General features: G+C 38.5%; 26 protein-coding genes and 1 pseudogene. 13 read left to right on the top strand and 14 right to left on the bottom strand.

The genetic code is table 11. The features are described 5' to 3' along the window. Window positions 1–100: 100 nt before the first annotated feature. The gene (locus AAEZ18_RS01440; protein ID WP_011327551.1) at window positions 101–550 is read right to left on the bottom strand and encodes a GNAT family N-acetyltransferase; all 450 of its coding nucleotides are present in this window, start codon (window positions 548–550) and stop codon (window positions 101–103) included. A gap of 169 nt (window positions 551–719) precedes the next feature. Continuing rightward, complete coding sequence (locus AAEZ18_RS01435) at window positions 720–1,463, bottom strand: sporulation protein (protein ID WP_011327550.1); 744 nt, start codon at window positions 1,461–1,463, stop codon at window positions 720–722. A 309-nt stretch (window positions 1,464–1,772) separates the two neighbouring features. Here AAEZ18_RS01435 and AAEZ18_RS01430 point away from each other — a divergent pair, with 309 nt between their 5' ends. Together AAEZ18_RS01430 and AAEZ18_RS01425 are read left to right on the top strand one after the other, a co-directional pair. Beyond that, entirely contained in the window at window positions 1,773–3,344 is a 1,572-nt protein-coding gene (locus tag AAEZ18_RS01430; protein WP_350594201.1) for a cation:proton antiporter domain-containing protein, read from the top strand. A 264-nt stretch (window positions 3,345–3,608) separates the two neighbouring features. Then, on the top strand, window positions 3,609–3,830 hold the full coding sequence (locus AAEZ18_RS01425; protein ID WP_041454363.1) for a DUF3820 family protein: 222 nt from the start codon (window positions 3,609–3,611) through the stop codon (window positions 3,828–3,830). 162 nt (window positions 3,831–3,992) lie between these two features. Here AAEZ18_RS01425 and AAEZ18_RS01420 read toward each other — a convergent pair whose 3' ends face one another. From AAEZ18_RS01420 to ilvY, 5 genes are all read right to left on the bottom strand, one after another. After that, window positions 3,993–5,234: an ATP-binding protein gene (locus AAEZ18_RS01420; protein ID WP_350594203.1), complete on the bottom strand. Its 1,242-nt coding sequence runs from the start codon at window positions 5,232–5,234 to the stop codon at window positions 3,993–3,995. A 26-nt stretch (window positions 5,235–5,260) separates the two neighbouring features. Beyond that, window positions 5,261–5,953, bottom strand: coding sequence for a response regulator (locus AAEZ18_RS01415; RefSeq protein ID WP_350594205.1), 693 nt, complete (start codon window positions 5,951–5,953; stop codon window positions 5,261–5,263). Between the two features lie 14 nt (window positions 5,954–5,967). Next, a complete protein-coding gene (locus AAEZ18_RS01410) occupies window positions 5,968–6,342 on the bottom strand; it encodes a DUF3019 domain-containing protein (protein ID WP_011327545.1) in 375 nt (124 codons plus the stop codon). A gap of 1 nt (window position 6,343) precedes the next feature. Further along, window positions 6,344–7,195, bottom strand: coding sequence for a MipA/OmpV family protein (locus AAEZ18_RS01405; protein WP_231617932.1), 852 nt, complete (start codon window positions 7,193–7,195; stop codon window positions 6,344–6,346). A gap of 228 nt (window positions 7,196–7,423) precedes the next feature. Continuing rightward, window positions 7,424–8,329: an HTH-type transcriptional activator IlvY gene (gene ilvY, locus AAEZ18_RS01400; RefSeq protein WP_197181908.1), complete on the bottom strand. Its 906-nt coding sequence runs from the start codon at window positions 8,327–8,329 to the stop codon at window positions 7,424–7,426. Window positions 8,330–8,465: 136 nt separating this feature from the next. On the opposite strand from ilvY, the gene ilvC reads away from it, so the two are divergent. From ilvC to AAEZ18_RS01380, 4 genes are all read left to right on the top strand, one after another. Continuing rightward, the gene (gene ilvC, locus AAEZ18_RS01395; RefSeq protein ID WP_011327542.1) at window positions 8,466–9,938 is read left to right on the top strand and encodes a ketol-acid reductoisomerase; all 1,473 of its coding nucleotides are present in this window, start codon (window positions 8,466–8,468) and stop codon (window positions 9,936–9,938) included. 160 nt (window positions 9,939–10,098) lie between these two features. Further along, window positions 10,099–12,018, top strand: a complete 1,920-nt coding sequence (locus AAEZ18_RS01390) for a methyl-accepting chemotaxis protein (RefSeq protein ID WP_011327541.1) — start codon at window positions 10,099–10,101, stop codon at window positions 12,016–12,018. An 86-nt stretch (window positions 12,019–12,104) separates the two neighbouring features. Further along, window positions 12,105–13,286: a tetratricopeptide repeat protein gene (locus tag AAEZ18_RS01385; protein ID WP_350594208.1), complete on the top strand. Its 1,182-nt coding sequence runs from the start codon at window positions 12,105–12,107 to the stop codon at window positions 13,284–13,286. Continuing rightward, window positions 13,276–14,223: a M28 family peptidase gene (locus tag AAEZ18_RS01380; RefSeq protein WP_350594211.1), complete on the top strand. Its 948-nt coding sequence runs from the start codon at window positions 13,276–13,278 to the stop codon at window positions 14,221–14,223. Before AAEZ18_RS01385 ends, AAEZ18_RS01380 begins: the two co-directional genes overlap by 11 nt. On the opposite strand, the gene AAEZ18_RS01375 is transcribed toward AAEZ18_RS01380, so the two are convergent. Next, the gene (locus AAEZ18_RS01375) at window positions 14,210–14,524 is read right to left on the bottom strand and encodes a GIY-YIG nuclease family protein (protein WP_011327538.1); all 315 of its coding nucleotides are present in this window, start codon (window positions 14,522–14,524) and stop codon (window positions 14,210–14,212) included. The genes AAEZ18_RS01380 and AAEZ18_RS01375 overlap by 14 nt on opposite strands. Before the next feature lie 112 nt (window positions 14,525–14,636). Here AAEZ18_RS01375 and AAEZ18_RS01370 point away from each other — a divergent pair, with 112 nt between their 5' ends. Further along, window positions 14,637–14,996 (top strand): outer membrane protein assembly factor BamE, encoded by a 360-nt coding sequence (locus tag AAEZ18_RS01370; protein ID WP_011327537.1) that lies wholly within the window; start codon window positions 14,637–14,639, stop codon window positions 14,994–14,996. A gap of 65 nt (window positions 14,997–15,061) precedes the next feature. Here AAEZ18_RS01370 and AAEZ18_RS01365 read toward each other — a convergent pair whose 3' ends face one another. Beyond that, window positions 15,062–15,385 (bottom strand): RnfH family protein, encoded by a 324-nt coding sequence (locus AAEZ18_RS01365; protein WP_011327536.1) that lies wholly within the window; start codon window positions 15,383–15,385, stop codon window positions 15,062–15,064. After that, the gene (locus AAEZ18_RS01360; protein ID WP_011327535.1) at window positions 15,382–15,822 is read right to left on the bottom strand and encodes a type II toxin-antitoxin system RatA family toxin; all 441 of its coding nucleotides are present in this window, start codon (window positions 15,820–15,822) and stop codon (window positions 15,382–15,384) included. The genes AAEZ18_RS01365 and AAEZ18_RS01360 overlap by 4 nt, the downstream gene beginning before the upstream one ends. A 147-nt stretch (window positions 15,823–15,969) precedes the next feature. Between AAEZ18_RS01360 and smpB the strand changes: the two genes are divergently transcribed. Both smpB and AAEZ18_RS01350 read left to right on the top strand, forming a co-directional pair. Further along, a complete protein-coding gene (smpB, locus tag AAEZ18_RS01355) occupies window positions 15,970–16,449 on the top strand; it encodes an SsrA-binding protein SmpB (RefSeq protein WP_011327534.1) in 480 nt (159 codons plus the stop codon). 364 nt (window positions 16,450–16,813) lie between these two features. Continuing rightward, window positions 16,814–19,401, top strand: a pseudogene (locus tag AAEZ18_RS01350) (TonB-dependent receptor). A 59-nt stretch (window positions 19,402–19,460) separates the two neighbouring features. Here the strand turns inward: AAEZ18_RS01350 and AAEZ18_RS01345 are convergent. Continuing rightward, window positions 19,461–20,066 (bottom strand): peroxiredoxin, encoded by a 606-nt coding sequence (locus tag AAEZ18_RS01345; protein WP_011327532.1) that lies wholly within the window; start codon window positions 20,064–20,066, stop codon window positions 19,461–19,463. 278 nt (window positions 20,067–20,344) lie between these two features. Beyond that, complete coding sequence (fadR, locus tag AAEZ18_RS01340; RefSeq protein WP_011327531.1) at window positions 20,345–21,058, bottom strand: fatty acid metabolism transcriptional regulator FadR; 714 nt, start codon at window positions 21,056–21,058, stop codon at window positions 20,345–20,347. Window positions 21,059–21,501: 443 nt separating this feature from the next. Between fadR and dsbB the strand changes: the two genes are divergently transcribed. Both dsbB and AAEZ18_RS01330 read left to right on the top strand, forming a co-directional pair. After that, the gene (gene dsbB / locus AAEZ18_RS01335) at window positions 21,502–22,020 is read left to right on the top strand and encodes a disulfide bond formation protein DsbB (RefSeq protein ID WP_011327530.1); all 519 of its coding nucleotides are present in this window, start codon (window positions 21,502–21,504) and stop codon (window positions 22,018–22,020) included. After that, window positions 22,020–22,322: a DUF6170 family protein gene (locus AAEZ18_RS01330; RefSeq protein ID WP_011327529.1), complete on the top strand. Its 303-nt coding sequence runs from the start codon at window positions 22,020–22,022 to the stop codon at window positions 22,320–22,322. The genes dsbB and AAEZ18_RS01330 overlap by 1 nt, the downstream gene beginning before the upstream one ends. 15 nt (window positions 22,323–22,337) lie before the next feature. On the opposite strand, the gene AAEZ18_RS01325 is transcribed toward AAEZ18_RS01330, so the two are convergent. Next, window positions 22,338–22,637 carry a ComEA family DNA-binding protein gene (locus AAEZ18_RS01325; RefSeq protein ID WP_011327528.1) on the bottom strand — a complete coding sequence of 100 codons (300 nt, stop codon included), beginning with the start codon at window positions 22,635–22,637 and terminating at the stop codon, window positions 22,338–22,340. A 315-nt stretch (window positions 22,638–22,952) separates the two neighbouring features. Between AAEZ18_RS01325 and AAEZ18_RS01320 the strand changes: the two genes are divergently transcribed. Next, window positions 22,953–23,270 (top strand): YebG family protein, encoded by a 318-nt coding sequence (locus AAEZ18_RS01320; protein ID WP_089367888.1) that lies wholly within the window; start codon window positions 22,953–22,955, stop codon window positions 23,268–23,270. A gap of 59 nt (window positions 23,271–23,329) precedes the next feature. Here AAEZ18_RS01320 and putP read toward each other — a convergent pair whose 3' ends face one another. After that, entirely contained in the window at window positions 23,330–24,841 is a 1,512-nt protein-coding gene (putP, locus tag AAEZ18_RS01315; protein WP_339684418.1) for a sodium/proline symporter PutP, read from the bottom strand. 321 nt (window positions 24,842–25,162) lie between these two features. On the opposite strand from putP, the gene AAEZ18_RS01310 reads away from it, so the two are divergent. Then, window positions 25,163–26,386, top strand: coding sequence for an EAL and HDOD domain-containing protein (locus AAEZ18_RS01310; RefSeq protein ID WP_011327525.1), 1,224 nt, complete (start codon window positions 25,163–25,165; stop codon window positions 26,384–26,386). Window positions 26,387–26,423 lie beyond the last annotated feature (37 nt).

Raw genomic sequence — 26,423 nt, 5'->3', positions numbered from 1 at the left:
TTATCTTCCCCTTAGTCAGGGTGATAAGGCATCTTTCAGCCTATCGGGTTTGCCAGCTTCGCTGGGCAAACAAAAAAGCCCACATTGTGGGCTTTTGTAATCAAGGTACTAGTTGTAAAACCATATCTTGATGAGCAATGCCATCTTCTAAATATTCAGCATTAATACTTTCAAATCCGAATGAGCGATAAAACTCCAGTAAGTACGTTTGCGCACCAATATAAATATCACGTTCTGGCCATTGGCTTTTACAGCAATTAATGGCCTCTGTAACCAATTGCTGAGCCAATCCTCTACCTCGTTCCTCTTTAGTGACTAACACGCGACCGATCGCACTGTATTTTGCGTTTTTTTCGTAGCATCGAGCATAAGCTTGTAGCGTATTATTTTTCACAGTGTAAATATGCAAGGTACTTGGTGCTACATCATTATCGTCAAGCTCTGGATAAGGGCACATTTGCTCAACTACAAATACCTCTACGCGCCCACGCATTATGGAGAATAAGGTTTGCGTATTGAGCGCAGTAAAAGTTTCACATTTAAACGCCATTGTAACTCCTGTCGTTGGCTCTAATAGACATAAAAGCCTATACGTTATTAGGGCTAGGCATAATAGCAGTAATGCAGCTAGGGGCTTAATTAACCGCTATGCTATATAATAAAATGGCTTAAAACAAAAACCCAGCATAAGCTGGGTTTGTTTTAAGTAATTATCTACCTTAGGTAAATAATCGCTCTAACTGATCGCATAATTGCGAGAGATTTACATGGTCGTGCTCTATGGTTAAATCTACATAACCATCGCCTTTAAATGCTCTATCTAACTCAATTAACACATGGGTTTTATGTGCTTCTGGAATAAATGATAATTCAATTTCTTTCACTCCAAATAAACTGCGGCTATTAGGCTTGTATTCTAGCTCTTGATAACAACCAGACACTGATTGAAACGTTGATGCGCGCAAATGGCCTTTTTCAACATCAGCTTTAGTTAGGCTAAAGCCTAGCTTTTCCATGGCCTGCATACACGTTTTAACAGCTTCATTGGGGTACACATGTAAATGGTCTTTATCACTTGGATCAAGCGCTAAATCAATGTCCAGCCCAGTTTCAAGCCAAACATAAGATTGGTTATACCCTGCATTAATTTCAGTAATAGGTGTTTCTGAATGCAACCGTGCTTGAAAAGGAATCGTTTTAACTTCCCCTGGCTCTACCGTGCCTATATCTGTAATGCGCCACTGCTCTATAACGTGGTTGGTAAAATAGTCACCATCTTCATTTGATGCTTTAACTCGCGTCATTAATAGTAAATCTAACCCTGCAATTTCTTGGCTTACATCACCAGCTGTAATAACGATTTGCGCATTAAATAATTGCCCAGGCTGAAGGTGCTCTGTTTCTAAAATAGTGTCTACTTTGGCGGCACCAATACCAACCGATGCTAAAATCTTTTTAAACATATTTTTCTCCTTAAGCTGAGCGGCTCTATAATGTGCTCTAACTTAAACTTCGTCGTTAGCGCATCTTAACCACATTTAAATGCTCTTGTCAGTGAAAAACTACTATTTACATGCTGTTTACGATTAAATAAGTGTTAAATGTCCATTTTTCATACGCAACAGAGCAAGTATTTGATTAAACGGCGCTTAAGCCTAATCTTTTATGAAGGACTTATTGTATGAGTAAAATGGTGAGTATTTGTATATTTATTTTCAATGGTATTGATTTTTCGTTACACTAAACCTCCCAATGAAGTGATATTTATAATTATGGAACTAATTTACTTTGCCGCCGCGTTTGTGTTTGGCTTTGCTGTTTATCAGCTAAAGCTCCCTCCTCTTATCGGTTTTTTACTTGCGGGATTCGCGCTTAATTTAGCGGGCTATAAAAGCACCGAATTACTCAACACCATTGCTACCTTAGGCGTTACGCTTTTATTATTTAGTATTGGTTTAAAGCTAAAAGTAAATAGTTTAATGAAACCACAAGTGTGGGCTTCTGCTACTTTACATATTATTTTGAGTAGTGCGTTATTTAGTGGCTTTATGCTATTACTTAGCCTATTTGCACTGCCATTATTTGTTGATTTGAGCTGGCAAAGCGCTTTATTAGTTGGCTTTGCATTGAGTTTTTCTAGTACCGTTTTTGCTGTTAAAGTGTTAGAAGAACGTGGTGAAATGGGCAGCTTACACGGAAAAGTAGCCATTGGTATTTTAGTTATGCAAGATATTTTTGCCGTGGTATTTTTAGCTATTAGCACAGGTAAAATCCCTAATATTTGGGCTTTGGTACTTATTATTTCACTGCCGCTAGTACGCCCTGCTATGGGGTGGATACTAAACCGCTCTAAACACGGCGAACTCCTGCCATTATTTGGGTTTTTCTTTGCACTTGTGGCTGGTTATCATGCATTTGAGCTAGTTGGTTTAAAAGGTGATTTAGGGGCACTAATAATAGGTATGATGATTGCGCCTCATAAAAAGGCCAGTGAACTTTCTAAGTCATTACTTAATTTAAAAGATATTTTATTGGTTGGCTTTTTCTTAACAATAGGTTTAAACGCAGAGCTTACCACCAGCTCATTACTTGCCGCGTTATTACTGGTGTTAGTGTTACCAATAAAAACGTTTTTATATTATGTGCTAACAAACATGTTTAACTTACGTGCTCGCACCTCATTGCTAACCACTTTTAGTTTAGCTAATTATAGCGAGTTTGGTTTAATAGTTTGCGCTGTAGCCGCATCTACAGGCATGATCACCTCTGAGTGGTTAGCCGTTATTGCAATTGCCGTATCAATTACCTTTATTATTGCATCCCCTTTAAATAAGCGCTCTAACGAAATTTACGCAAAAATAGAGCCTTGGCTACTAAAGTTTGAAAGTAAAACTCGTTTATCCGAAGAACTGCCTGTTAACCTTAACGACACTAAAATTGTTATATTTGGCATGGGCAGAATTGGCACAGGTGCTTATGAAACAATAAATGCTACGCACCCACAGCTAGTTGCAGGTATAGACATAAAGCCTGAAGTAGTTGATAAGCACATAAAACGCGGAAGAAATGTATTAATAGCAGATGCGACCGACCCTGACTTTTGGCAGCGCGTAAATCACTCTCGTGTTGAAATGGTCATGCTAACAATGCCACAGCATATGCAAAATATTTTTGCGTTAGAGCAATTAAAAGCATCGGGTTATAAAGGGCAAGTTACCGCTATTGCTAACTACCCTGATCAGCAAAAAGAGTTAGAAGAAATGGGTGTAAATTCTACCTATAACTTTTACTTAGAAGCTGGTAGTGGTTTTGCTGAGCACGTTAAACAAAAATTATTTTCGTAAAGCAGCACTAGTTTGAATTTACATTCTTTTACAAGCTAATTCTCTAACATAGAAAAAAGCAGGTAAACTAAAGACTATTGGTAAATATTAGCGCAAGCACCTGCCCCTAATTAGACTCCAGCTAACGAAGGGCTTACTAATAAAATATATTAATCCAGAGGGCCTGCTCCCTCGTTAAATAGGCTGTTACTTGCCCGTCACAGCCTATTTTATCTCTTTAATATACCTTACACTTAGCTATGTTTTATAAAACCTTTAAAGCCAATGGATCCTACACAGCTAAAAATTGCCGTTAATACTATTATGCCCTTTGGAAAGTACGCAGGCCGCCCTTTACTGCTTTTACCCGAGCCCTATTTAGTATGGTTTAAACAACAAGGGTTTCCCGACTCAAAGCTAGGCAGCCAACTCGCCATGATGTATGAGGTAAAGCTCAATGGGCTAGAGCAAATGTTAATGCCATTACTAGAAAAGAAAAATAATTAAATTAAGAACTTTTTCATAAAGGTACTGTCTATTACTTTGCTACTTGTTGATTTTGATTAAAACCCAAAAAAGCGCCCTTGTTAACAAGGGCGCTTTTTTATTGAGTGTTTTTTATCTGTGTACTTTTTATTTATGTACTTTTTATTTATGTATTAAAAGCTGCTATTTATTAATCGGTAAGCTGACAATAAATTTAGCTCCGCCTAAGCTTGAATCTTCAATTATACACTGACCTTGATGCCAAGAAATAATTTTACTGACAATAGCCAACCCTAAGCCAAACCCACCGGTTTTTTTATCTCTACTTTTATCCAATCGAGTAAATGGCTTAAATACGTTTTCACGCTCAACTTCAGCAATACCACTGCCATCATCTTCAACAATAAAAACTATATTATTAGCTTGCGCTAATAAGGTTATTTGCACACTATTATTGGCATGCTTTAAAGCATTACCTACCAAGTTTTGCATTATTCTCGCCATAAAGTGACTGTCGCAGCGGTAAATCAGTTCACTGGGTAATGTCGTGCTTAACTTTATTCGCGTATCAAAACTGAGTTTTTCAACCACCGTTTTAACCACTGCCACTAAATTACAATTGATCAGCTGTAAACTCGGTTGCTGTGAATCTAAACGTGCATACTCAAGCATTTCAGAAACCAGTGCCTCAAGTTCATTTATATCGACTTGCATATTAGCTAAGTATTTTTCGGCTTTATCATCGAGCATTCGGTCTTGAAGCATTGCAATGGCAAATTTTAACCGCGCCAGTGGCGTTCTAAATTCATGCGATACCGATGAGGTAAGCTCTTGCTGCGCGGTTAATAAAAACTCAATTCGCTGCTGCATCACTTGCAAGGTGCCCGTTATAGGTAAAAAAAATGATTTAGAGCTATCTGTTAATTGAAAGTCCTGTGAGCCACCTACGGCCTCGCATGCATTACGCAGCTTAGCAAAGTCTCGCCACAGTAAAAAACTCCACAAACCAACAGGAATGCCTACAATTAATAACAGCAATAAGTAGGGTAAAACAGAGGCAACGGGCTTGGCTGCCCCCCCTATAGGGCCAACCTGTAATAGTTGTGTGGCGTTAAGTTGAACATACCAAACTATGCGCTGTTGTTTATCATATAAATAAAGGTAGTGATTTTTTAATAGCTGAGCTTGTTGCTCGGCGGGTAATATTAAATCGCGCTGAGCAATCACTTGACTAGAAAAATGGTTTTTTAGCTTTGTAAGCCCATTAGGGGTTTGTGATAATAACCACAAAGACTGGCCAAACTCATCGTCGAGTAGCACCTGCTGCTGCGATTCTTCATATGGCCAAAGCTGTTCAATTACCCCGCTGACAATAAATAACGAGACAATAATATACACATACAGGCTTATAAACAGCTTGCCCATTAACGCAGCTTAACACTAAGCATTAATTACATATCCCACGCGTCAGAAACAAATAAATAGCCTTGCCCCCAAACAGTTTTAATCCGATAAGGTTTGTCGCTGTTATCGCCCAGTTTTTTGCGAATTCTTGAAACGCGTACATCTACGGTGCGATCTAGGCCATCGTATTGTCGCCCTATCATATGTTGGTGCACATGTTCGCGGCTCAATACTTCTCCGGCATTTGATGCTAGTAGCCAAAGTAATTCAAATTCATGTGAGGTTAGGACTATTTCTGCGCCCGATAACTTAACAATACGGCTGGTTTTATCAATAAATAAGTCGCCAAACTGCAGCTCTTCGGTGGCTTTTAAGTTAGGTTGCCCACGGCGTAATAATGCGCTAATTCTTGCTAATAATACACGTGGCTCAGCCGGTTTAATAACATAGTCATCAGCGCCAAGCTCTAGCCCTATTACCTGATCAAAGTCTTCACCTTTGGCCGTTAACATTAAAATAGGAGTGGTGTATTTATCACGTACTTGTCTGCAAACACTAAAGCCATCTTTACCTGGCAGCATTACATCTAAAATGATCAGGTCGACGGGATTACTTTCAAGGTAAGTAAACACTTCATCACCACGATCTAGTACGTCAACTTCTAAGCCATTATGTGCGAGGTAATCTTTGGTTAATTGCTGTAAACCAAGATCATCTTCAACAAGTAATATTTTTGGCATTTACTACTCCTAAATTAAAAAAAGCTCCACGGTGAACGCAGCCGATACTGTTTTTTAGTATGGGCACTTTGTACTTCAACGAGTACGCTCGCAAGTGAATCACCGGTGTGAGGATTGATCAGGGAGTATATGGTCTCCACCTGAACACGCGCTTTATAGCTAAACTGACCAGAACCTTGCTGTTGCCAGCATCGTATTTGCGTATTTTGTTGATACAAACACACATCTTTAACCGCTAATTGCTGCCATTTAAACTGCAAATTGAGATCGCAAAAATCATGCTGTTCAGAGACAACACAAACTTTGGGAGATACATCAAGAATTGTTTGCGCCACGCTAACGCCACTAAGTAGTGAAGAAATAAACACAAAAAAGATTAAATACTTCATATTAAAAAGTATGTTCAAATCCTATAAAGGCAGTCGTTGAATAATGACGTTCAAACAGCGGGCTACTATCCATAGCCGAATAGTCATAATATGCTAAATGAAAACGAAGAGCGTTGGCCTTGCTAAGGGGCCAGCGGGCATCGATTTTAGCATAAGGTTGCCAACTACTACCAACTACTATTTTACCTAACAGTGTTTCATCACTGTTTAAACCGTAATAATAGTCGTTTAATTGCGCAGACTTATAATTAACTCCCACAGTGGGCTTTAATTGCAAATTACCTACTTGCCCATGATACTGCCATTGTATTGCAGCTCGCCAACCATTATAAGCTGAGTTTACATCGTGCAATGCTTGCACGGATAACATCTGCTGCTCAGCTACAAAGGAGTAACTAATACCTGCATCTAAAACGAGCTTGCGCTTACTAATATTATTAATATTTATTTGTTGAGGCGAGGTATCTGTTTCTAACTGGGTAAATTGATTATTTGAACTAGCACTTTTTAGCGCAAATATATTTTGCGGGTGCCAATCAATAAAAAAACGCGACTCAGGGTTTAATTCTGTTACTAGGCTTAAGTTATGCTGTTGCGTTTGTTTAATCGAGTAGCCAACTCGGCCATTATCAAAAAACCACTGTTGCCCATAAAAGGCTATTTGAGGAATGATCACCAACGGAATATTATCTGCACCATATAATGGATTAGTTATTACTCCCGCCCCTATACTCATACTTAAATGCAGTTGCTCTGTAGATATATGTGCATCTACAGGCTCGTCACTTTGCGCAAATACCTGAGCATTAAACGAAAGAGAGATTAATAATATTATTATAAAATAAAACCGCATTGTGTTCATCGTACATATATAAAAAGGCCATTTATCCATAGTAGCAAGGTCATTGAGAACAAGCTCTAGGCAGTTACAATCATTAACAACTTTTATACAGTTATGATTACTTTGCGGCTTATATGCTTAGCCTAACAGCTCTATTGATAGGCAATAGAGGAGCGGTAGATTAAAGGCTTACGCTATCTGGGCTTTTATACTAAGAGCAACCTTAGTAAGTGTATTGCATTAAATTATTTTTTCACCCATATTTTGCGCTATATTCCACAAGGCACTTATAGCCGGATCGTTTAATTCCTTATGTAATACTGCCAAGCCAATATCAATACCTTTAGGTGCATGTGTATTTGTTTGTAAAACGTGTACTTTGTCTTGTAGTGGACTGTTATCTAAAACTATTTTAGGGATCATTGCTATACCAAAACCAAGGCTCACCATAGATACCATCGCTTCGTGCCCCGCTACTTGTGCATAAATTTTTCCCTGAATATTATTTTTTCGCCACCATTGCTCCAAGCGCTGCCTAGCAAACCCTTGCTCTGGCACAATAAATTCAAGTTCTGACCAATCAATACTACTTGTATTACTAGCAAGCTTTTGCGTAATTGAGCACGCAATTTTAGGCGCAATAAATACCAGCGGCGAATAACCAATATCAACAAAGGCAATTTGTGCAGGTAACTTATTTGGCTTAGCAGCAATAGCCATAGATTCGTGGCCATCTAAAACACGGTTTATTGCCAGCGCAGGATCGCCGGTATTTAGGGTGATTTCTATATGCTGATGTTGAGCGCGTAACTGCTCTAAAATATGATGTAAAAAACTGTACGACGCGGTTACTGAACAATAAATACTCACGTTGCCATAAATATACTGCTGTGGCTCTTTTAGGTTCGCTTTAAAGCGCTGCCAATTAGCCAATGTGGATGTGGCGTAGTCAATAAATGCCAGCCCTTCGCGGGTTAGTTTTACACTGCGGTTATCACGTAAAAATAGCATTACCCCCACTTCGCTTTCAAGCTGCTTAATATTACGGCTCAATGTCGGCGCACTAATATGACAAAGTTCACTGGCACGCGAAAAGTGCAATGTTTTTGCCAACGCTAAAAAGTAATTTAAATGCTTGTGATCCATAATCAACCCAGTGTTTCATATTATGAAACACTCTAATGCAAATATATCAGTTTACGCAAGAAAAGATTTTTCATATGGTTGAGTTAAGCAAAGCAACAGCAATGCATCTAACAAACTGAATCAATAGGACACTAACATGGCGAATTATTTTAATACCTTACCCTTACGCGAACAATTGGCGCAATTAGCCCAATGTGAATTTATGAACGCAGACGAGTTTACTGACGGCGTTGATGCTCTTAAAGGTAAAAAACTGGTTATTGTAGGCTGTGGCGCACAAGGCTTAAACCAAGGCTTAAACTTACGTGATTCTGGTTTAGATGTGTCGTATACGCTGCGTGACTCGGCCATTAGTGAACGTCGTCAATCATTTTTAAACGCGTCTGAAAATGGCTTTACTGTAGGCACTTACCAAGAACTAATTCCAACTGCCGACGTAGTATTAAATTTAACGCCTGATAAACAACATACTTCAGTGGTAAACGCAATTATGCCACTAATGAAACAAGGCTCAACCCTTGCCTACTCTCATGGCTTTAATATTGTTGAAGAAGGTATGCAAGTACGCGACGACATTACCGTTATTATGGTAGCACCTAAATGCCCAGGCTCTGAAGTGCGTGAAGAATACAAGCGTGGTTTTGGCGTACCAACTCTAATTGCTGTACACCCAGAAAACGACCCACAAGGGCATGGTTTAGCTCAAGCTAAAGCCTATGCTGCAGGTACTGGCGGCCACAGAGCCGGCGTACTTAAGTCGTCATTTATTGCTGAAGTAAAATCAGATTTAATGGGCGAGCAAACCATTTTATGTGGCATGTTACAAACCGGTTCTATTTTATGTTTTGATAAAATGATTGAAAAAGGCATTGATGCAGGTTACGCCTCAAAACTAATTCAATACGGCTGGGAAGTAATTACTGAAGCGCTTAAATACGGTGGCGTAACCAATATGCTTGACCGTCTTTCAAACCCAGCTAAAGTAAAAGCGTTTGAATTAAGCGAAGAACTAAAACAAATTATGCGTCCACTATATAACAAGCATCAAGATGACATCATCGATGGTACTTTTTCACGTACCATGATGGAAGACTGGAATAATGATGATGCAAACTTACTTAAATGGCGCGCAGAAACAGCCGAAACTCACTTTGAAAAAACCCCAGCGGGCAATGTTGAAATTGCTGAGCAAGAGTTTTTTGATAACGGTATTTTAATGGTCGCTATGGTTAAAGCAGGTGTAGAGCTTGCATTTGAAACCATGACTGCCGCAGGTATTATTGCAGAGTCGGCTTATTATGAGTCATTACATGAAACGCCACTGATTGCTAATACCATTGCGCGTAAAAAGTTATTTGAAATGAACCGCACAATTTCGGACACGGCTGAATATGGTTGTTATTTATATAACCACGCATGTTTACCTTTGCTACAAGACTTTATGCAAAAAATTGACACCGACGTAATTGGTAAAGGCTTAGGTGAGCATAGTAATCAAGTAGACAACCAAACGTTAATTCAAATTAATACGGCATTACGTGAACACCCAGTTGAAAAAGTAGGCGCTACATTACGCGGTTACATGTCAGCAATGAAAAAAATAGTTTAATCCCAAGTTAACCTAAGTTTCACTTGTTAGAAACCAAGCCCACCTGCTTTTGCGGTGGGCTTTTTCGTACCAGCATAGCACGCTATTCATCACTCGCTCAAAATATATAATGTGTTAAAATAATCACCTACTTGGTTCAGTTGTAAACAAAATTACCCTTATGATGATACAAAACCTTTCTATTACTCAAAAAATCACCGCTTTAGGCAGTGTTATCGCGATCTGTGTTGCCGCGCTCATCGGCTTAACATCGTTACATAACGCAGAGGATATCATCGAAAAGCGCATGATAGAGTCTGAACTTCCAAGCAAGTTACAAACTATTAGTAACCATATTGGTGGCGAAATAAACGAGCTTTTAGGCGCCGCAGAACAACTTTCTTCAAATGTATTTCTGATTGATTGGGCAAATTCAGCCACCGAGGACGACTCTCAACTTCTTAATGAGTTAAATAGATTAGTACAGCAGTACGATCTTGCTACTGCATCATGGGCAAATAGAGACACCGCACAATACTGGAACCAAAATGGCTTTTTACGCGTATTAAAAAACGATGCCGCAGATGGCTGGTTTTTCGCATTTAAACAGTCAAAGCGCCCTTATGACATTAGTATTTATCAAGAATCTGCTAACGATGTAAAAATGTTTATTAACCATCAGCAACCCAATGGTTTAGGTTTGGCAGGGCTTGCTAAAAGCATTACCGATATGCAAAAGCTACTGCAGCAATTTAAGATTGAGCAATCTGGATTTGTTTTTCTTGCCAATAAAAATGGCTTGATCCAGTTACACAAAGACGCCAATAAAGTGGCTAAAGTAAATATAGATGCCCTGTACGGCGAAAATATACATAATAAATTATTAAATAGTAATGGCTTTTCATTGGCAGAAATTAACTTAGCCGGTGAAGACACCCTGGTTGCTGCAACACCAATAAAAAATACTGACCTTTTTGTTGTAGCCCAAGTACCTAAAAGCGAAGTGTTTTCGAGTGTGAGTAAATTAGAATGGCAAATTTTAACCTTCACTATAATTATCGCCCTTATAGCGAGCTGTATTAGTTATTTGCTTGCTCGCTCATTGTCGTCGCCACTGTCGAAAATAGCCGAGCTATTCTCTCGTTTAGGCACAGGCGATGCTAATTTAGCATATAGACTTCCTTACTCTGCGCAACCTGAGCTAAATAATTTAACCGATGGTTTTAATCAATTCATCGAAAAAATAGACACAGCAATTAAACAAGTTGCCCATGAAAGCCATGGGATCCGCCAAAGCTCTGACCACGTGTTTGCGCAAGCAAAACATAACTCACAAGCAATTGATCAGCAAAAAGAGCAAACAATATCAGTTGCTGCCGCCATTAACGAAATGGGCGCAACAGTACAAGAAATAGCACAAAGTGCCGCCAACACGGCGAAGTTAACCAATAGTAGCCGTGAAAACACCAGTAAAAGCCATCAACAGGTACTGCAAAGCCAAACGACTATTGCAGCTCTTGCTAGCGACATAGATGGCATTACAGAGCAAGTAACCTTACTTTCTAAAAAAACGCTTGATATTGCTAGTATTGTTGACTCAATTAGAGGTATTTCTGAGCAAACAAACTTACTTGCGCTTAATGCTGCTATTGAATCTGCGCGTGCGGGTGAGCACGGTCGCGGTTTTGCTGTTGTTGCCGATGAAGTGCGAGCGCTGGCTAATCGTACCTCACAATCAACCACTGAAATTCAGTCGATGATTGAAGAATTAACCCAAATATCGAATGATGTTGTTACCGATATTAGTCAGTCCAAAAGTAAAGCTCAGCAAAGTGTAGGGGCAATGCAAAACTCAGTTGAGCTGCTTGATACAATTACTGAAACAGCAAATCAAATTAATGATATGGCAACCTTAATCGCAACAGCAACAGAGCAGCAAAGTAATGTAGTAGCCGATGTAGGACGTAATATTGAGCAAATTAGTGAAATTAGCGACAAGTCGATGAATGAGCAATTAAATACTGAGCAGGCTATTCGCGATTTAGCAAATAGCGCACAAACGCTTGCGTCACTTGTTGCCACTTTTGAGGCAAATCGCTAACTCATTTTTTGTAACATTTAAATTATACCTCTGAGTAAAATTACAACTACACTTAACTGGTAAGTAGTTTTGCTTAGAGGTGTTATATGAAAGCCATTCAACTTAAATATTATTTATCATTTAGCTTTATACTTTTTTTTTGTGTGTGTACCTCACCGCCAAAGTTAGCCCTGCCGCAACTCATTGAGCCAGCAAACTTTAAGCTACAACAGATCGAAACTCCAGCAGAAATATTTAAATTAGATACCAGCTTAACGCGGCAATTAGATTCTCATTTAAACAGTCAAAATTCAGCCCAACATATTGCACAAGGCATATTTAGCTTTTTATTAAAAAATGGTGATGACTCACTTGCCTATCGCTCATCTGCCACTTTAACCGCTGCACAAAGCTATCAAAATCTAAACGCTAACTGTTTGTCATTATCTATATTAGCGTATAGCTTAGCGGAGCACTTAGGCTTAAAAGCGCAATTTCAAAAAGTACATATCCCTGAATATTGGGCACTTGATCAAGGCGTTAATTTATTAACCGGACACATAAATTTAAGCCTTAATAGCCAACCTCTAATAAAAGATGCTGGCACTTTATTTTACCAACGAGATCAGCGCTTAATTATCGACTTTGACTCTAACAGCCGACAAGCACGCTTTAAAACAACACGATTATCAAAAAATACTGTTACCGCTATGTTTTATAATAATAAAGGTGCTACTGCGCTAATAAATAAACAATATGAATTAGCCTATAGCTACTTTAATGCAGCAACCAAGGTAGCACCTAATTTTAGCGTTGCATGGGGGAACTTAGGTGTTTTATTTAAGCAATTTAACTATTTAAATGAAGCCGAGCAAGCTTATAATTACGCCCTTCATCTTGATAAAAACAACAACACAGCACAAGGTAATCTTGCTATGTTGTACTTACTTACAGAGCGAGAGATACAAGGAACTCAAATACTTAATCAGCTTGATAAACAGCGCCAAAGTAATCCTTATTACCATATATCACTTGGTAATACCGAGTACGTACATAAATATTACGCTAAAGCACTCAAACACTTTAAAAAGGCCTATACATTATCCCCCACACTTCACGAAAGTCATTTTGGCTTGGCGCGAGTTTACTTTCAGTGGGGCGATACAAAGCAAGCAAAGTACCATTTGCGTAAAGCCGGAAAAAATGCTGATTTTTTACATGACAAAAAACGTTATGACGCAAAGTTAAAAGCGCTGCAATCATTAACCGCAAAGGTAGGTGCCCATTAAACAATTAACTGTCGTTATTATTTTTCTGCTTTTAAGCCCTTTTGTTAATAGTAAAACGGCGCAGCAGCTACTTATTGATGATTTATATTACTTAGCAGACCAGCAACTTGCAGGTAGAAAAACAGGTTCTCAAAGCGCAGAGCTTACAAGAAGCTATATAAAACACAGATTAAGCCAAGTTAATAATAACGTGGTCGAGCAGCCATTTTGCTATAAATCGGGCCTATTTAGCCAAGCGTGTGGTATTAATATTATTAGTTCCAACATAGGTGCTCTAGAGGCAGTAACACAGGCAAGCGACCCATTACAAAAAGCCACTCGTATTATTATTACCGCACACTATGACCATTTAGGTAAACGTGGCGGAAAACTGCATCCTGGAGCAAATGATAATGCCACCGGTGTTGCTGCTTTAATTTATTTAGCAAGCGTATTTAATGATAAGCCACTGCCTTTTTCTCTTACCTTTGTAGCCACAGATGCAGAGGAAAACGGCTTACATGGCAGTAAATATTTTGCCAAAACACTGCTACCAAATAGCGTTATTATGAACATAAATTTAGACATGCTAGGGGTTAAAAAACGTCGTAGCAACTTATATGTATTAACCTCTAGAACGTTAAAAAACACCTTAAATAGTGTATTTTTAGCCGTTGAAAATAATAATGTAAATTTAAAACCGGTTTACTCCGCAGCGCAAATGAGCAGATATATAAAATCTAAAAATATAAACTGGCATAAAGCGAGCGATCACTATTCGTTTGCAAGACAAAAAATCCCTTATGTTAACTTTGGCATGGGCTACGACAGTGCCCATCATACAAGTAATGACACCGCCGAGAATATTAACAGCAAACTTTTTACTGATGCAGTGCTATTAATAGAAGCCTTTATTAACCAGCTTGCTAAAACACCACTCCCACTTAGCCCGTCTTAAATGATGCTACATAGGCTTCTTTTTTAGCCCTAGATAATTTTTTCACTTGGTATTCTAATTTACTTGCTGCACTTTTATTGCCAACACTGTGCTGATGAATAAGTAAAAGTGGGCCTTTACCTTTAAGATTTTTTGCACCATTACCCGCTTGGTGCGTAGCAAGACGTTGCTCAACATTGGTCGTTATACCCGTATACCAATGGCCGTAGCGGGTTTGTACTATATACAAATACCAGATAGATGGCTTTTTTAAGCAGCTCTGCTCACTGCATTTTAAACTTTTTTGATTATCAGTGGTCAAATCGCTACCTTAACTTAATGCCCTTAACAAAAAACAATTGCTTAAAAGGGTTTTACCTTCAGTGACTAATCGGTATCATGCAGATTATAAAAAATAAGGATCACAACTAACAATGCAGTCGTTAAAAACTTTTTCTCTTTGGCTTATCGTTGCTTTAACGCTTAGTTCAGCAGCTGGGTGTTCTAGCTGGGTATACAGAATCAACATCCCTCAAGGTAACTTTTTAGAACAATCTGATGTTGATAAACTGCGTGTAAACATGACTCGTGAGCAAGTTATTTATGTATTAGGCAAGCCTATCGCCGAAAATGCATTTGATAATAACACTTGGCGTTATGTATATAGCTTTAATAAAGGCCGTAGTAACGAGCAGTACAAATCACTGGTTATTAACTTTGAAAATGAAAAGCTTGCTTCTATTTCAGGTGATTACGAACAGCCAGAAAACTTTACTACTCCACTCGAACAATAAGCACCCTCGCTTATAAAATTATAAAGGTGAGTTAAGCTCACCTTTATAATAGCTAAAACCTTATGCTATCGCTCTATAGGACGGCCACCGGTTACTTTATTTGCTCGCCCTTCTTCTTTCGCTTTTTCAGCTCGTTTTCTACGCGCATCTTTAGGATCGGCAATTAAAGGACGATAAATTTCAATTCTATCCCCCTCTTTTAGCTCTTGATTAGGCTTTACAGTTCTATTCCAAACACCGAGTGTTAGTGCTGTAGCATCTATTTCTGGGTGTTTTTCGATAATTCCTGATTGAATAACAGCTTGTTCTACCGTTGTTCCCTTAACAACTTCTATTGTTAAGCTTGTTGCTGTTTCGGGTAGTGCAAATACAACTTCAACATCAATCATACTCTCGCTCCATAAACCTGTTTCGCGCGCTGAGTAAACGCACTCACCATATTTTTTGCAACATCATTAAATATTTTACCAAACGCTAACTCAATCAACTTACTCGAAAACTCAAAGTCTAATTGTAACTCTACTTTGCAAGCATTTGCGTCAAGTTGTTGAAAGTGCCAACGCCCCTGCAACATTTTAAACGGACCATCTACAAGATTTAATACCACGGTTTGCTCATCAACAAAGGTATTTTCTGTGGTAAACCACTTTTTTATACCTGCTTTTGATATTTCTAAACTCGCGGTCATGCTATTATTGTGTTGCTTAATAATTTTTGAGTCTGAGCAATTAGGTAAAAACTGAGGATAGGCTTCTACATCATTAATAAGGTCAAACATCTCTTTAGTGCTGTACATAACCAGCGCACTTTTTTTTATTTGTGGCATACTCACTCCCAACTGTGTGGTGGAATTTTAGCAAGCTTTACGCGTTTCCCCAAACTTTCACGCTGCTTAAATTAATTACTAAGCTTTTAAATGCATTATTAAAAAATCGATGTAAAACATCTCGTATTACGTATAATATAGGGCACTATGGCTAAGAATAAATCATCAAAATCGACAAGCAATACCATCGCGCTTAACAAAAAAGCGCGACATGAGTATTTTTTACACGATAAGTTTGAAGCGGGTGTAGAGCTCCAAGGCTGGGAAGTAAAAAGCATCCGAGCTGGCAAAGTTAACATCACTGAAACTTATATCCATCTTAAAAACGGTGAAGCATTTTTATTAGGCGCCCAAATCCAGCCTCTTAACAGTGCATCTACCCATGTAATTTGTGATCCTTTACGTTATCGTAAGTTACTATTAAGCAGACGCGAGCTAGATCGCTTAGTAGGCGCAACTGAACGCGATGGCTATTCATTAATTGCTACTGCTATGTATTGGAAGAATTGCTGGGTGAAACTTGAGTTTCATTTAGCAAAAGGTAAAAAATTACACGACAAACGCGAAGACGGTAAAGATAAAGACTGGTCGCGTGAAAAAGAACGCTTAATGAAGCATAAAGCATAAATAAAAACGCCTAATTTATTAGGCGTTTTTTTATTTATTTTAAAATAATTTAACGCACAATTTTAAACCAAACTGCATAAATATACTGCAACTTAGTGGCTGTTAATAAAAGAATAAATTATTACAAAATAAGTGCTCACTAAACTATTTAATTCTTACCACTAATTGCAACGCAAGATTTATATTAAAACCCCGCTTTACGTCGAACTTCTATCTCCAAGTAAATAAAACACACTGACTCTTTTACCAGCAACACCCAGACTAAAGTCACACCACAGCGCAATTGCTAACATCTTTGTTACATGGTATTAATGTGGAGGCTTTTTTAGCTACCAAATTCAACAAAACTAACAAGGACTTAAGGATGAAGCAATTTGCATTTACCCCTAGCTTAATTGCAGGGGCTACTTTGGCATTAACAGCTGGCTTTACAACAACAACATACGCCGCTGATGAAGTGAAAAAAGTAGAACGCATTGAAGTAACGGGCTCTCGTATTAAACGTTCTGATATGGAAGGCCCTTCTCCGGTTCAATCTATCAGTAGAGCCGATATTGATAACATGGGTTATGACAACCTACAGCATTGCTTGAAAGAATGCCTGTTGCAGGTAGCGGTACTTTCTCTACCCGTGGTAATAACCAAGACTCTACTGCAAATGGTTCTGCAGCGGTAAGTTTACGTGGCCTAGGCGCTGACGCAACTTTAGTACTTATTAATGGCCGCCGTGTTGCTATTAGTGCATTCGCTGAAGGTATTACTAACTCATTTGTTGATATTAACAGTATTCCTGTTTCAGCGATTGAACGTATCGACATTTTAAAAGATGGTGCATCGGCTATTTATGGCTCTGATGCTGTTGCGGGTGTAGTTAACGTTATCTTGAAAAAAGATATTGATGGTATTGAAGTAAACTTAGGCTACGGTGGCACTGACGGTCCTAATTACGAAGAAACATCAGCCAGCATCGTTTGGGGTACAAGTAACGAAAAAAGCAGTGCTTCCGTTATTATTGACTACTTTAAAAACACCTCTTTATCGTCAAGTGAAATGGGCAGTTTAGGCACTGCAGATCAAAGAGCTTTAGGTGGTGAGGACTTTCGTTCATCACGTGGCTTCCCTGGTTACTTTTACGTTGATGGTGTAAAAACCATTGACCCTGCTTGTCCAGCCGATAGCGCAACTGCCAGTGGCAGCTGTTTGTTCGATTACGGCCCATACGGCTATATTGCACCAGCATCTGAACGTATTGGGGCTATTTCGCAGTTTGAGTATAATTTTGATAATGGTATTACCGCATTTTTAGAAATGGCAGTACAACACAATAGCTCTGTGGCTATGGGTGCGCCAACCCCGCTAGATGAAGATGCAGGGCTTACTGTGCCAGCAAATCATCCTAATAACCCATTTGGTAAAGATATAGATATTGGCCGTTACAGAACGGTTGATGCCGGTGCTCGCCAATGGGATATTGAATCAGATACGATGCGTTTTGTAGCGGGTTTACGGGGCGAGTTTAACGACTGGAGCTGGGAGACAGCAGTACAAAAAGGTCGTAGTAAATCAATGCAAACTGGCGATCGCTCACAAGGCTGGGTGCGTACCGACTTTTTACAACAAGAAATAGATGCCGGTAATTACAACCCATTTGGCGGCACTTATAACGATCCTGCAGTAATCGACAGAATCACTACTAGCTTAGTACGTCAAGGTGAGTCACATATGACCTCATTTGACGCAAACATTAGCGGTGAAGCATTTAGCTTTGGCGACGATGTGGTGATGATGGCAGCCGGTATTGAGTACCGCGAAGAAGACGTTACAGATATCCCTGATGATCAGTTCCGTCGCGGTTTAATTTTTGGTACTGAAGCTGTATCAGCCGCAGCATCGCGCGATCAATATGCTGCTTATGTTGAATTTTCAATTCCACTAGCTGATACATTAGAATTGCAACTTGCTGGACGTCACGATGACTATAGCGATTTTGGCACAACTACCAATCCAAAAGTTGCACTTCGCTGGGCACCTAGTGATGAAATCACGGTTCGTGGCTCATGGGCACAAGGCTTTAGAGCACCCTCTTTAGCACAAGTTGGCCTAGGTCCATCAGAAAAAAGTCAGTTCTTTATTGATACTCAACGCTGTCAACAAACGGGCTTAGACTGTCAGGCACTTGATTACAACATTCAATTCTCTGGTAATGCAGACTTACAACCTGAAGAGTCTGAATCTTGGAACGTCGGCTTCATTTGGGCCCCTAGCGCAGAGTTTGGTTTAAGTGTTGATGTGTGGAGCATCACCCAAGACAATAAAATTGACCAAGAAGAGTTTGGTCCAATTTATGCTGCCGAGTGTGGTAACCAAAACAGTACTGTATGTGTTCGCTTACCGCCTACTAATGGTGAAAGCTTAGGTTCAATTCAAAAAATCTATAGCACATTTGAAAACGTCTCTTCACAAGAAGTATCTGGCATCGACTTTTCAGCAAATTACAATCATTCATTGGATGATTTAGGTTTATTGAAATTCAATTTAGAGTGGGCTTACCAAAACAAATTTGAAAAAGATGGCCGTGATTACTCTGGTGAGTATGGTTACCCTGAGCATCGTTGGATTTTCTCAACTAACTGGGAAGTGGGCGACTTTAATACTAATGTTAACTTAAGTTATGTTGGTGAGTTTGAAGACACACCTGATATCGACTTTGATGGTAACTTAGATTTTGATAGCAATACATCACGTATGATTGATTCACAAGTGTTGGTTGACTTACAAACGTCGTACCGTATCACTGAGTCAGCTAAATTATCACTAGGTATTAATAACTTGTTTGACGAAGAGCCTCCTTTTGCAATTGGTGATGGCGATTCTGACCTTTACGGTTATGCGTCTGGGGTTCATAACCCACGCGGTCGTTATATTTATACTAAAGTAAGCTTCTCGTTCTAAATTAGAAGCAACAAAAAAACCGCCAATTGGCGGTTTTTTTATTTAAAACGAGAGCTAAATTATAGATCGCCTTCGTTTTCAGATAGGAACTTAGCAACGCCTTCAGGGCTTGCATCCATACCTTTTTTACCTTCAGTCCAACCAGCAGGACATACTTCACCGTGCTCAGTGTGGAACGCTAGCGCGTCAACCATACGTAGCATTTCATCAATGTTACGACCTAGTGGTAAGTCGTTCACTACTTGGTGACGTACATTGCCTTCTTCATCAATTAGGAAAGAACCACGAAACGCAACACCCGCTTCAGGATGCTCAACGTCGTATGCTTTACAAATTTCATGTTTAATATCTGCAACTAGTGCATATTTAACTTTACCGATACCGCCATCTGCAACAGCAGTGTTACGCCATGCGTTGTGTGAGAATTGTGAATCGATAGAAACACCAATTACTTCAACGCCACGTTTTTGGAATTCTTCATAACGCTTATCAAATGCAATAAGTTCAGAAGGACATACAAACGTGAAATCTAGTGGGTAAAAGAAAATAACTGCTTTTTTACCTTTAATTTTTTCATGAAGGTTATAGCTATCTACAATTTCACCGTTACCAAGAACTGCTGCAGCGGTAAAGTCTGGTGCCTGGCGGCCTACTAATACACCCATTTTATTCTCCAAATATTTTGAGTTTGTTGTCAATTGCTTATGCAATGCTGATAGTTATATGGGCTCTAAAACTTAAAAACCAATAGCGCACATATAATTATTATTATTCTAGAGAGAACTGGTGCGAAATGACAATCGTATTTAACGATTCCTCCCATCGATAATACTGAACGCTAAAAAGTGATGGGGTTTATTTTATTAGCTCAGTTTCTTGGTTATAAAGTATTAATAAAATGAAGACACAAAAAAACCTGCAAATGCAGGCTTTTAAAATAGGTTTAATCCATTATGTCGCTGGGCATATCGCCACGAATTTGTTGCCAAATTTCACCGGTTTGATGACCATATTTACGCATCATCATGATCGCACCGTCGTGTTCTCTGTTTTCGGCCAATTTAGTTAAGTCTTTATAAAACTGGCGAGCCAACTCACGCGTCCCCGGATCTGAAAAATAATGACAACCTATTTTTGAATAAAATCCTTTAAAGCCATTGAGTATAAGCACGTAAATACGATTATTACCTGCAACAGCTAACTCGTGATGCACTTTATAATCGTAATCAGCAAATGCTTGCGCACTGTCTTCTAACTCATCGCTTTGTGAGAGAATTTCAATCACACGTTCTGGATTTAACTTTATAGCTGCACGCGTATAAATTGCGCTTATATTAGTGCGTGCAGAGAGTAACTGGTCGGTTAACTCTGGCATTTTATCTTCATCAAGACGTGCTAACGTTTCAAGAATATTTAGTCCTGACGTTTCCCAAAAGTTATTCACTTTTGTTGGCTTACCATGTTTAATAGTTAACCAGCCATCTCGAGCCAATCGCTGTAATACTTCACGTAACGTCGTTCGGGTAACACCTATTAACTCTGAGAGTTCACGCTCAGCAGGTAGAATAGATCCAGGAGGGAAATCGCCATTCCAGATAGACTCTACTATGTATTCTTCAGCAAATCCTGCTGGGCTTTTCGCTTTAAAAATTCTCATCCAATTCCCACTCGAATTAATTCACACTACTACATACGATTAACCGACTGATTGTACCAGACGACGCTCAAGTAACAAGTAAAGTACGCCATATTACTGCCAGTATGCGATTAAAATATTTGTGTCTATAAAATGCTTTATATTTTTTACTAACACTTGTCGCAAGCACTTATATATTCACCCTAGATACATTTTAAGTAGTTATTTACTTTAAGTTCGCGCCTTGCCTTATTAACTTATTACGTAAAGTCACCTCACACACATACTTTACTCGTTTAAAGGGCTACCTCTTTATTCACATTATTGGATTTTTATTGGCTTTTAGAATTATAACCTTAACTTTAATCATCATAAATGCATGTGGGTAGGCTTTAAGTCGTTTTGCTTGCCCCTAACTTTATCCTACGTCATAATCTAACGTCTTATTTAAATACGGATTTATTATGAACTGGCTTGCACAATTACCCACCCAACGTACTCCTTGGCTTTTGTTTAGTGGTATTGTTTTTCTGCTTGAAATAACGGCACTGTTTTTTCAATATAAAATGGGATTGGCGCCATGTATCATGTGCATATATCAGCGTACTGCGGTATTAGGTTTACTTATTGCAGGTATTATTGGTACAAGTAATCCAGAGCATAGAGGGGTTCGCTTGCTCGCCTATAGTGTATGGGCTGTTTCTAGTGTTTGGGGATTTATAATTGCCCGCGAGCATATCGAAATGCAAACAACCACTGATCCTTTTGCATTTAGCTGTGAGTTTGAACCTAACTTTCCTGCCTTTATGCCATTACATGAGTGGATCCCAAGCTTTTTTGCAGCCACTGGTGATTGCGGAAACATTGACTGGCAATTTGCGGGGCTAAGTATGCCGGCATGGATGGAAGTAATATTTGCGCTGTTTGCAGCCACTTTATTTTTACTGGTAACGAGTCGCTTAATGACTAAAAGGTCGCTGTAATGCTTGTGTTTTTTTCAAGCCAAATTAATGCTCTAAAACATTTAAAAATACGTGACAGACAAGCTGTTATAGCGATTTCTTTAAGTATGCTTTCACCTGTTAATAAAGTACTACTTCGTATTATAAAATTATTATTACTCAGTCCGCTGTTTTTAATATTTGCCGTATTTGAAGGCTGGTTACTCATCCCTTTTTTACTACTCGGTGGGTTGTGTTACCCACTACTAACGACTCCAATTGAGATTAACTTTGCTAAAAAGCATTTATGTGAAGCATTAACCCAATATACTAAGGGCGCTTAACGCGCCCTTTTTAACTTAAAACGAAACCTTACCTTCAAGCTTTGCAGCTAATTTTTTACCTATACCTTTTACCATTTTCAAATCCTCTAACGATGTAAAGTTACCCTTTGCTTCGCGATAATCTATAATAGCTTGTGCTTTTTTCTTACCAATACCAGGGAGCTTAGATAGCTGGCTAACATCAGCAGTATTAATATTTAAAGCCGCCTGTTTTACTTGCTGAGTTATTGCTGAGGTATCAACATTTGCGTAGGTAAGAGTTACTGGCAACATACAAAAAGCTGCAGCTAAAATACTATATTTTAGTTTTTTCATCTTTCTTCCTTTTTTGTTCATACATGAACATTTACTTTGTTGTTTATATGTTTAAGTCATAACGCAAAAGGCTTTTTACACCTGCACTTTATTAAATACTTAAACCTAACATTCACTCCCTGTGAGATCCTTAACTGCAACGGTACACAAAAGTGATTAAGTTAAATAAAGTAAAGTTAATCTTTGTTGTCAACTATTATCACTTAATATTAATTAGGGGACTTGCAAATTTAGGCACAAACTTGTACTGTACATAAAAACAGTAATCTAATGGTTTATATATACTATATGCCACGCAAGTAAGCAGGAGAAATCATGGCTGTTGTTGTTAAATATGTTGTAGAACGAAACGGAGTCGAGCGCATGACGTTTACTACCAAAAAAGAAGCTGATGCCTATGATAAAATGCTCGATATTGCAGAGTCGCTTGAAATTTTGCTAGAAAAAGTTGATGTACCATTAAGTGAGCAACAAGTAGAGTCACTCGCTTTAGAAATGGCAAAAAGTAAAGATGACTTCATGACAATATTAAAAGGTGGTAAAGAGCCTATAGCCCCTAAAGCTGCTGTAAAAGGCAAAAAAGCAGATAATGTTGCACCCATAGAAGAAAGTAGCGACAAAAAAGCGAGTTAATAAATTTTGCATAAAAAAGGGAGTAACCTAAGTTACTCCCTTTTTTTGTTTATAACTTTTTATAGTTCTTGTTCTACTTCATCAAATAAGGTTGTAATTTCTTTAGCTGGCTCATTGGTCATTAAGCTAACTAATACAATCGCAATACTTGATAAAATAAAGCCTGGGACTATTTCATAAATAACGCTACTTAAACTCCCACCATTAATGGTAATTGGTGCGTATATCCATATAAGTACTGTTGAAGCCCCCACTAACATGCCTGCTAAGGCGCCAGCAAAGTTCATTCTTCTCCAGTAAAGGCTAAACAATACGAGTGGTCCAAATGCAGCGCCAAAGCCTGCCCACGCATTACTCACTAAATCTAAAATAGAACTATCTCTATCGTAAGCTAAGTAAATAGCAAACATAGCAACTAATGCCACACTAATACGCCCAACAAAAACCAGCTCTTTTTGAGAGGCTTCGCGATGCAGGTATATTTTATAAAAGTCTTCAGTTAACGAGCTTGAACACACTAGCAATTGTGAAGAGATAGTACTCATTACAGCCGCTAAAATAGCTGCTAATAAAAAGCCAGCAATCAATGGATGAAAAACCAATTCAGATAGCACTAAAAATATTGTTTCTTTATCATTTATCGGCATTTCATTTTCTAGTATGAAGGCTGCCCCAAATAAACCAGTTAGTACTGCGCCTATTGCTGATAATGTCATCCAAGACATACCAATGCGTCGCATTGCTGGAATATCTTTAACTGAACGTACCGACATAAAGCGTACTATAATATGAGGCTGACCAAAGTAACCAAAGCCCCAAGCTAACGCAGAAATAATTGCGATAGTAGAGCCACCAGCAAACCAATCTAGCATATTTAGAGAATGAACTTCACTGGCCTTTGGCGAGATAAGTAACAGGTCATAGCTTGCATTAGCAAGCGTTTCCATTACTGGGTGATCAAGCATAGTAAACGTTACTATAGGTACGACTAATAGCGCTATAAGCATAATGCAACCTTGTACAAAGTCGGTCAAACTTACCGCTAAAAAACCACCAAAAAGCGTATAAAGTACTACAACGCCAGTAGTAACATAAAGGCCAACTTCGTAGCTCATTCCAAATGAATTTTCAAATAACTTACCACCAGCAACCACGCCAGATGAGGTATAAAGTGTGAAGAAAACAATAATAACAATAGCTGAAATAACACGTAATATATTTTTATTGTCCGCAAAGCGATTTGCAAAATAATCCGGGATAGTAATTGAATCATTCGCTTTTTCAGTATAAACACGTAGCCTAGGTGCAACTAAGAAGTAATTTGCCCAAGCACCAAGCACTAAACCAATCGCAATCCAAACCTTACTCAAACCAAAAAGATACATAGCGCCGGGAAGGCCCATAAGTAACCAACCGCTCATATCAGATGCACCTGCAGATAGCGCAGCAACACTTGGTGATAAATTACGGCCCCCTAACATGTAACCTGAAACATCGCTGGTTGATTGCTTAAATGCATACAATCCTATACCTAGCATTACAACAAAGTATAATGCTAGTGAAATAATCATTCCTGTTTCCAAATTCGCCTCCACTAATAAATTGCAACAGGCTTTTGATCCAAATAATGACTCTTAAAATATTATAGTTAAGACAGTATTGGGATAAAAACCATTCTCTGTCACTATAGCATGGGTAATAGTTAAAATTCCAACATGTCAACTTTAGTGAATTAAAAACAAACAAATCGTATGTATTTAAGTCAAAATTTCTGTAACTTATTAAAAATATGTTATTAATCTAAGATAAGCTTATTTACATCATGCTATTTTTAATGTTTTGCCATATATTGTTACAATCAATAGTTATTTTTTATCTATACGGAATTTTTTATGTACTTTTACGCTGCACGCCAACCGATCTTAGATCGCGATAAAAAGCTTATTGGCTATGAATTACTATTTCGTGATGGTGTAAATAACGTGTTTCCCGATATAGATGGAGATGAGGCAACAACACGCCTAATAGAAGGCAGCCAGTTTAATTTTGGCCTTGAGGATTTAACTGACAATAAACCAGCATATATCAATTTTACTCTAGAAACTTTACTAAAAGGCTACCCTACTTTACTGAGTAAAGACGCTGTGGTGGTAGAGATACTCGAAACGGTGCAACCTGGTAAGCGTTTACTTGCTATTGTTAAAGACTTAAAAGAAAAAGGTTATACATTAGCCTTAGACGACTACATTCATCAACCTGTGTGGCGCCACTTTTATCCATTTATTGATATTATAAAAATTGACTTTTTAACCTGTAATATAGAAACAATTAAAACAATTATTGATGATTTAAAACCTTATCCACATCTAAAATTACTTGCTGAAAAAGTTGAAACCCATGAGGTGTATAACCAAGCATTGGAACTTGGCTTTGATTATTTTCAAGGGTTTTTCTTTTCAAAACCAGAGATGATCCAAAGTAAAGCGCTTCCCCCCTCTGGTATGACATTAGCCGAACTACTTTATGAGACCTCAACGCTTGATATGGATCTAAAAAAGATCACCGATATATTTGAGCGAGATGTAAATCTATCTTATAAGTTACTGCGTTATTCAAACTCTGCAGCATTTGCTAGACGTGCAAAAATAAGCACAATAAAACAAGCGCTTATCACCCTTGGTGCCAATGAAATTAAAAAGCTTTTATCTTTATTATTTGCAGCGCAAGTTTCAACAGATAAGCCTATGGAGCTAATTAGGTTATCGCTCACTCGGGCGCGTTTTAGTGAGTTACTGGCTATTTCGCATGGTAAGTTTAAAGACACAGGAATGGTTTTTTTAACCGGCATGATGTCGCTTATGGATGCTATATTAGATGAGAGTATGCAAAGTGTGATGCAAAAGCTGCCATTATCTAATGAGATTAAAGCCGCTTTACTTAATGACGAGGGCTTGCTTGCAAGCTACTTAAACTTGGTTAAGTTTTATGAGCAAGGCAATTGGCAGGCAGCTAATCAGATCAGCCAACAACTTGGTTTAGATGATAAAGTACCCGATGCTTACCACGAAGCAATTAGCTGGGTGAACGAGCAAATGCAGTTAATGAGCAATGTTTAATAACAACTTTCTAATCACTAATGAGAAAATAAAACGC

It is taken from the genome of Pseudoalteromonas sp. 19-MNA-CIBAN-0066 (assembly GCF_040308705.1).
Taxonomy (GTDB): Bacteria; Pseudomonadota; Gammaproteobacteria; order Enterobacterales; family Alteromonadaceae; genus Pseudoalteromonas; species Pseudoalteromonas nigrifaciens.
The sequence above is the reverse complement of the archived record's forward strand: the minus strand, read 5'-3'. Positions and strand labels throughout refer to the sequence as shown.

Coding starts and splice junctions, on each gene's coding strand:
- AAEZ18_RS01440 (WP_011327551.1), bottom strand. CDS start 550: ATGGCGTTTAAATGTGAAACTTTTACTGCGCTCAATACGCAAACCTTA.
- AAEZ18_RS01435 (WP_011327550.1), bottom strand. CDS start 1,463: ATGTTTAAAAAGATTTTAGCATCGGTTGGTATTGGTGCCGCCAAAGTA.
- AAEZ18_RS01430 (WP_350594201.1), top strand. CDS start 1,773: ATGGAACTAATTTACTTTGCCGCCGCGTTTGTGTTTGGCTTTGCTGTT.
- AAEZ18_RS01425 (WP_041454363.1), top strand. CDS start 3,609: ATGGATCCTACACAGCTAAAAATTGCCGTTAATACTATTATGCCCTTT.
- AAEZ18_RS01420 (WP_350594203.1), bottom strand. CDS start 5,234: ATGGGCAAGCTGTTTATAAGCCTGTATGTGTATATTATTGTCTCGTTA.
- AAEZ18_RS01415 (WP_350594205.1), bottom strand. CDS start 5,953: ATGCCAAAAATATTACTTGTTGAAGATGATCTTGGTTTACAGCAATTA.
- AAEZ18_RS01410 (WP_011327545.1), bottom strand. CDS start 6,342: ATGAAGTATTTAATCTTTTTTGTGTTTATTTCTTCACTACTTAGTGGC.
- AAEZ18_RS01405 (WP_231617932.1), bottom strand. CDS start 7,195: ATGCGGTTTTATTTTATAATAATATTATTAATCTCTCTTTCGTTTAAT.
- ilvY (WP_197181908.1), bottom strand. CDS start 8,329: ATGGATCACAAGCATTTAAATTACTTTTTAGCGTTGGCAAAAACATTG.
- ilvC (WP_011327542.1), top strand. CDS start 8,466: ATGGCGAATTATTTTAATACCTTACCCTTACGCGAACAATTGGCGCAA.
- AAEZ18_RS01390 (WP_011327541.1), top strand. CDS start 10,099: ATGATGATACAAAACCTTTCTATTACTCAAAAAATCACCGCTTTAGGC.
- AAEZ18_RS01385 (WP_350594208.1), top strand. CDS start 12,105: ATGAAAGCCATTCAACTTAAATATTATTTATCATTTAGCTTTATACTT.
- AAEZ18_RS01370 (WP_011327537.1), top strand. CDS start 14,637: ATGCAGTCGTTAAAAACTTTTTCTCTTTGGCTTATCGTTGCTTTAACG.
- AAEZ18_RS01365 (WP_011327536.1), bottom strand. CDS start 15,385: ATGATTGATGTTGAAGTTGTATTTGCACTACCCGAAACAGCAACAAGC.
- AAEZ18_RS01360 (WP_011327535.1), bottom strand. CDS start 15,822: ATGCCACAAATAAAAAAAAGTGCGCTGGTTATGTACAGCACTAAAGAG.
- smpB (WP_011327534.1), top strand. CDS start 15,970: ATGGCTAAGAATAAATCATCAAAATCGACAAGCAATACCATCGCGCTT.
- AAEZ18_RS01345 (WP_011327532.1), bottom strand. CDS start 20,066: ATGGGTGTATTAGTAGGCCGCCAGGCACCAGACTTTACCGCTGCAGCA.
- fadR (WP_011327531.1), bottom strand. CDS start 21,058: ATGAGAATTTTTAAAGCGAAAAGCCCAGCAGGATTTGCTGAAGAATAC.
- dsbB (WP_011327530.1), top strand. CDS start 21,502: ATGAACTGGCTTGCACAATTACCCACCCAACGTACTCCTTGGCTTTTG.
- AAEZ18_RS01330 (WP_011327529.1), top strand. CDS start 22,020: ATGCTTGTGTTTTTTTCAAGCCAAATTAATGCTCTAAAACATTTAAAA.
- AAEZ18_RS01325 (WP_011327528.1), bottom strand. CDS start 22,637: ATGAAAAAACTAAAATATAGTATTTTAGCTGCAGCTTTTTGTATGTTG.
- AAEZ18_RS01320 (WP_089367888.1), top strand. CDS start 22,953: ATGGCTGTTGTTGTTAAATATGTTGTAGAACGAAACGGAGTCGAGCGC.
- putP (WP_339684418.1), bottom strand. CDS start 24,841: ATGATTATTTCACTAGCATTATACTTTGTTGTAATGCTAGGTATAGGA.
- AAEZ18_RS01310 (WP_011327525.1), top strand. CDS start 25,163: ATGTACTTTTACGCTGCACGCCAACCGATCTTAGATCGCGATAAAAAG.